Source organism: Gracilibacillus thailandensis (assembly GCF_010994055.1).
GTDB lineage: Bacteria > Bacillota > Bacilli > Bacillales > Amphibacillaceae > Gracilibacillus > Gracilibacillus lacisalsi.
In genome coordinates this window covers 35,595-41,594 of record NZ_WJID01000064.1, presented here as the reverse complement: position 1 = coordinate 41,594, position 6,000 = coordinate 35,595, and the positions used below count along the sequence as shown (strand labels likewise).

Here is a 6,000-nt window from a genome sequence, read left to right as displayed (position 1 = left end):
GAGCCCACGGAAAGCGGAGTATTCTGCCGGAGCGGTATCTCAGCACTCCTTATGAAAAGAATGGAGGACAGTCTCTTTGGAAAAAATTCACTAGTACGCAGTTTGTATCTACTGTGTAAAATATCATTAAATCTGGAGAGGTGATTGGTTTGGTTAAGGGTAAATATATCTATTGAATGCAAAAAGAAGAGCCGATGACATATCTCATCGGCCAAAAGAAAAAGGGGCTATCATTTTGTGAGAAAGCAATCTTTGCAGCATTGCTCAATTTTAACACTTTTAATATATCAAATAAATGAAAAGCTGGTGTTAAGTATCAGTTAAGATCATGTAAAGTTTTTCCTGAATCTATGATAAATCGTTATAATGTTAGATAATAGTTTTAGAGGAGGAGTTAACATGAAGACAGTTTCGATTTGTGTAACAAGTGATGTGCATGGTCATATCATGCCAACGAATTATCGCAACAATCAAGAAGAACAGCTCGGTCTAGCAAAAGCAGCTACGATTTTGAAAAAAATAAGAGAGAAAAACAATACAATCTTAATAGATAATGGCGATTTTATTCAAGGAAGTCCATTCACCTATTATTTTGCCAAAAAGCAAGCAGATCAACCTAGTCCGATGATTAAGGTTGCCAACCAATTAAACTATGATCTAGCGGTAATTGGTAATCATGAATTTAATTATGGATTGCCATATTTACAAGAAGCTGTCGAAGCTTCTGATTTCCCTTGGCTCTCCGCTAATATAGTAGATAATAGTACGAATCAACCTTTTTTAGGTAAGCCTTATATCATCAAGGAAATTGCGGGAATACGTATTGCTATATTAGGATTAACCACACATTACATACCAAATTGGGAGGATCCCAATCATATTAAAAACCTTACTTTTGACGATGCTTGTAAGACTGCAAAAAAATGGGTAGCAAAAATTCGTGAAACAGAAGTACCAGATGTGATGGTCGTCAGTTATCACGGGGGATTAGAACGTGATCCTCAAACAGGTGAACCGACAGAAGACCTCACAGGAGAAAATCAAGGTTATCAAATTTGTCAGGAAGTAGAAGGAATAGATATCTGTATTACAGGTCATCAACATCGTTATTTAACAGAGAAGATTAATGGAGTAACAGTTGTTCAACCTGGTAATAATGGTCAAGCGATCGCAGAAATAAAGCTAGAATTCGATCAAACGATCCAATCGATTACATCTACTCTGCATCATGTAGATGAACAGACAGAAGTAGATCGCCAAGTGGAATATAGTATACGGGAAGAGGAAAGACAAGTTCAAGCTTTCTTAGATCAAACCATTACTACGGTAAAGGGTGATATGGAAATAAGCGATCCAATGAAAGTACGATTACATGGTCATCCTTTTATTAACTATATTAATCAATTGCAGATGAATGTAGCGGAAGCAGGTATTTCGTGTACCGCATTATTTCATGATCTGTCACCAGGATTTCCACAGCAAATAACAATGAGAGATATTGTATCGAATTATATTTATCCCAATACATTAAAAGTACTGAAATTAACAGGACAAGATATTAAAGACGCATTAGAAAAATCCGCTAGTTTCTTTCAGGTGGAAAATAATCAAATAGAGATTAATCCAGCTTATTTGAACCCAAAACCACAACCTTATAATTATGATATGTGGCAAGGTATTTACTACGAAGTGAAGCTGTCAAATCCAATTGGTGAACGAGTGATAAGGTTGGATTATCAAGGTGAGCCAATTGATTTAAATCAGGAATTTCAAGTCGTTATGAACAATTATCGTGCCAGTGGTGGCGGAGATTATTATATGTTTAAAAATAAAGAAGTGGTGAAAGATATCCCAATAGACATGACAGAATTGATTGCTGACGATCTTTTGAAACGGGACGAACTTGTTCCTGATCAAACTAGTTATTTTCGTATAATCGCATAATGATAGATTAAAAAAATAGTATAAAGATAGAAAAATATTACGAATTGACGTATAAAACATGCCATTGTTGCCCCATAATGACAAATGTGACAAGCATATGTAACATCGTAATTTTTGTTACAGACTCTTAAATTCACTGTAACCACAAAGGGTATTTCGATGTGTTATATTGGTGCTTGTCAACATTGAAAGGAGGCAACTATGATGCGAAGGTTTTTAGTGTCAGTAGGTTTTGTTACAACTAGCTTCTTTTTTGTGCTACCAATTTCGGCAGCAGAATACGAGGTAGAAAAAGGGGATAGTTTGTGGGACATTGCACAAGAACATAACACAACAGTTGCAGATCTAAAGGAGATTAACGAGCTAGATTCAGACTTAATTCTTCCAAAACAAATTTTAGAGATAGATAGAGAAATTAATTACACTGTCGAAAGAGGTGATTCATTAAGCGAAATCGCTCATGAGTATGACGTAACGGTTAGCGATTTAAAAGAATGGAATAACCTCGAAACAGATTTAATTATTATTGATGAAGAATTAATCATCAAGGATGTAAACAAAGAACAGTCTGAAGAACATCAGGATGAGGAAACGAAGGAAGTAAATCAGACAGAAGAAACGCCAGAAGCTACAGAGCCAAAGGTCGAAAAACAAGCGAATACAGCAAAGGAAGAATCTTCTAACGACCAAACTGGTGAAACTATCTCAGTAACAGCAACTGCATATACAGCAGAATGTGATGGTTGTTCAGGTGTTACTTCTACAGGGATTGATTTAATAGAAAATCCTAACATGAAAGTAATTGCAGTAGATCCTAACGTTATTCCACTTGGAAGTAGAGTACATGTAGAAGGTTATGGAGAAGCAATTGCTGGAGATACTGGTGGAGCAATCAAAGGGAACAAAATCGATATTCATGTTCCAACGAAAGACGAAGCCTACGACTGGGGCGTCCGCACTGTCGACGTCACTATATTAGACTAGTAAAGTAATTAGAAACTCTCTCGTTTTAATACGGGGGAGTTTTTTGTTGCTAAGAAAGTATAAAATTAGCACAATGACCGTGTTAAATGAAGATGTCTTGCTCCAAGCCACCAAAAACTAAGATACTTCTCGAAAGAGCCCTACGAAAAGTTATCATCGTTTCGCTTTTCTAACAATTTTGGACAAAAACAAATCAAATCAAAAACAATTAAAAAAAACCACAGATTAAGAGTTGCTATTTCAGGGTAAATATCTTATAATTTTAACAACGTTGTTATTATAAAACTGCAAGCGATTACAAAAATAACATTGGGAGTGTGCGAAGTGAAGAAAAAATATGTTTTAGTTGGAACCGGTGGCCGTGCAGAGTTTTTCTATGGAGCAATGGTGCGTGATTTTCAGGAAACATGTGAATTAGTAGCTTTTTGTGATACCAATCAAACACGATTAGACTATGCCAACAAACTATTAAAAGACAAATATGGAGTTTCAGAAATTAATACGTATACAGCTGATCAATTTGATGAAATGATTGCAACGGAAAAGCCAGACATTGTCATTGTTACCTCAATGGATAGAACGCATCATCGATATATAATCCGTGCAATGGAATTAGGCTGTGATGCGATTACGGAAAAACCGATGACAGTCGATGAAGAGAAAACACAAGCAATTATTGATGCAATTGAACGCACAGGTCAAAATGTTCGTGTTACATTCAATTATCGTTATGCACCACATAATACGAAGATCCGTGAGTTAATTCGCGATGATGTAATTGGTCAGGTTAATTCTGTTCATTTTGAGTGGGCATTGGATACACAGCATGGAGCAGATTATTTCCGTCGTTGGCATCGTGATAAACGTAACAGTGGTGGTTTACTCGTTCACAAATCGACACACCACTTTGACCTGGTTAACTTCTGGCTCAACACAGCACCAGATGTAGTTTATGCAACAGGCGGACTTCGTTTTTACGGAAAAGAAAATGCCGAAGAACGAGGCGTGACGAAATTCTATGAACGAGCACATGGAAGTGAGTATGCAAAAAATGATCCTTTTGCAATTGACTTAGAATCTAATGAACATTTGAAATCGATGTATTTAGATGCTGAAAAAGAAGACGGATATCACCGTGATCAAAGTGTGTTTGGTGATGGAATTAACATTGAAGACACATTAGGTGTAAATGTGACGTACAAAAACAAAGCGATTCTAACTTATTCCTTAAATGCATACTTACCGTGGGAAGGCTTCCAGATTGCCTTTAATGGTACAGAAGGACGAATTGAAGTACAGGTGCGTGAACAATCTTATATTAATTCAGGTGGTAATAAGAGTGATGAGGGAAAACTTAGCGGTAAATCAATCCGCGTATTACCGATGTTTGGTGAACCATATGAAGTAGAAGTGGAAGAAAAAGAAGGTGGCCATGGCGGGGGTGACCCAGAATTATTAAATGATTTATTTGGGGTACCAAAAGAGGATGAATTTAACCGTGCTGCATCACATATTGATGGTGCCATTTCGATTTTAACTGGCATTGCTGGAAATAAATCGTTAGCAACAGGGCAAGCAGTAAAAGTCGATGATCTAGTAGATTTGAAAAGGAAATAATAGATAAAAGGCTGTTGACTACACTTCGTCAACAGCTTTTTATCGATACACTGATCAAAGTCTTACTGTATATTTCTTCTATTGATCTTGCTCCATTTCAATTACATCATCATTTATAGACTGTTCGTTAGTAGAAAATCCAATCACACCGAAGCATGCGATTAATAGAAGAAATAACACTACTAATAATTTTCTCATCTGTTATCCCTCCTAATTTGTAAATCCAATCTATATTGTATATGATAATCGGTATAATAACTATGTAATTTCTGTGGAAAAACGCACAAAATTATGAATGGAGGATAAAAATTGGTAAATAACCTGCAAGAAGCAGAGGTAGTCCGGATAGAGAGTATAGGAGAAGGATCACGGGTCTGTCTAGATTTAGTGGATCATCTTGCCCCGACTGAAGGAATTTTGTTGGGAAATACAGGGCATGGCTACTTTTTAGTATTAGCGGAAAATCGGACAACCGATACATATCCAGCCAGACCATTTCGCATCAATAGTGGAGCCATTCATCATTATGTACTTAAAGAGGATGAAAAGACAGCTTATTTAGCGGAACTGAAACCGGGTGATGTCATCACGGTATATAATGAAAAAGAGGAAATGCGAAAAATTGCCATTGGTCGAGTAAAAATAGAAAAGCGTCCCCTTATGCGAGTGGTTGCAAAAGTTGGCGATACCGAGATTTCAGTGACTCTTCAAGAAGCAGACAGTGTTCATGTATTAACTCCTGAACACAAGGAAAAACCAGCCATCGCACTCCAAGAAGATGAACGAATTCTAGTAAAACTTGATCAACCTGGTCGGCATCTTGGTGAGAAAATAGAGGAAGAGATAATCGAGTTTTAATATTGTGTAAATTTTCCGAAAACTAAAAAGAAAGTTGTTGACAAAATATTAAGAGCGTACTATGATAGTAACAACATTTAAAAACGTGATGGCATTGACGAAGAGAAGTAGCTTATACTCAAGCACTAAAGAGAGCTGATGGTAGGTGCGAATCAGTGTGCAAGATAAGTGAATGGACTTCTGAGCCCCAAACCGAACGATCATCTAGTAGGCTTTGGCGAGATACCCACTCGTTGCAAAAGGGTAGCGTTGATCAGACGTGATAAGTGAGCTGTATGAATGTGCAGCTAATAAAGGTGGTACCACGGGTTTCCTCGTCCTTTTCGGATGTGGAAGCCCTTTTTGTATTGTTGGAAAAGTAAAGTGTCCAGCAAATCACGAAAAGTGTCCAGTAATTGAGTTAAAGTGTCCAGAAAACACCCGAAAGTGTCCAATAAATGAAAAAAGTGTCCAGTAAAACCACAAAAGTGTCCAATAAAATATAAAAGAAAAATCGAGGAAAAGGAAGAGTACAATTTCCCCGCTGTATGACAGAGAGCTGGAGATGCTGAGAATCCGGTATACACGGAAATTGGAATGGACCTTTGAGAGTGCCTT

The 6,000-nt window shown here is 37.0% G+C and carries 5 protein-coding genes and 2 other annotated features (1 of these 7 cut by a window edge); all 5 genes read left to right on the top strand.

All coding sequences use genetic code 11. The features are described 5' to 3' along the window. Window positions 1-176 precede the first annotated feature (176 nt). Window positions 177-299: a hypothetical protein gene (locus GH715_RS21830; RefSeq protein ID WP_276208126.1), complete on the top strand. Its 123-nt coding sequence runs from the start codon at window positions 177-179 to the stop codon at window positions 297-299. 100 nt (window positions 300-399) lie between these two features. Next, window positions 400-1,944 carry a bifunctional metallophosphatase/5'-nucleotidase gene (locus GH715_RS17160; protein ID WP_153837009.1) on the top strand — a complete coding sequence of 515 codons (1,545 nt, stop codon included), beginning with the start codon at window positions 400-402 and terminating at the stop codon, window positions 1,942-1,944. 204 nt (window positions 1,945-2,148) lie between these two features. Beyond that, window positions 2,149-2,928 carry a 3D domain-containing protein gene (locus GH715_RS17155; RefSeq protein WP_153837008.1) on the top strand — a complete coding sequence of 260 codons (780 nt, stop codon included), beginning with the start codon at window positions 2,149-2,151 and terminating at the stop codon, window positions 2,926-2,928. Between the two features lie 324 nt (window positions 2,929-3,252). Further along, on the top strand, window positions 3,253-4,545 hold the full coding sequence (locus tag GH715_RS17150; protein WP_163578732.1) for a Gfo/Idh/MocA family protein: 1,293 nt from the start codon (window positions 3,253-3,255) through the stop codon (window positions 4,543-4,545). A 309-nt stretch (window positions 4,546-4,854) separates the two neighbouring features. Further along, the gene (locus GH715_RS17145) at window positions 4,855-5,403 is read left to right on the top strand and encodes a 3-dehydroquinate synthase II domain-containing protein (protein ID WP_153837006.1); all 549 of its coding nucleotides are present in this window, start codon (window positions 4,855-4,857) and stop codon (window positions 5,401-5,403) included. An 85-nt stretch (window positions 5,404-5,488) separates the two neighbouring features. Next, window positions 5,489-5,728, top strand: a binding site (T-box leader). Between the two features lie 162 nt (window positions 5,729-5,890). Then, window positions 5,891-6,000, top strand: a binding site (T-box leader); it runs 112 nt beyond the window's last position.

What these genes read in the sequence shown, in the direction of transcription:
- GH715_RS17155 (WP_153837008.1), top strand. Translation starts at nt 2,149, where the DNA reads ATGCGAAGGTTTTTAGTGTCAGTAGGTTTTGTTACAACTAGCTTCTTT.
- GH715_RS17160 (WP_153837009.1), top strand. Translation starts at nt 400, where the DNA reads ATGAAGACAGTTTCGATTTGTGTAACAAGTGATGTGCATGGTCATATC.
- GH715_RS21830 (WP_276208126.1), top strand. Translation starts at nt 177, where the DNA reads ATGCAAAAAGAAGAGCCGATGACATATCTCATCGGCCAAAAGAAAAAG.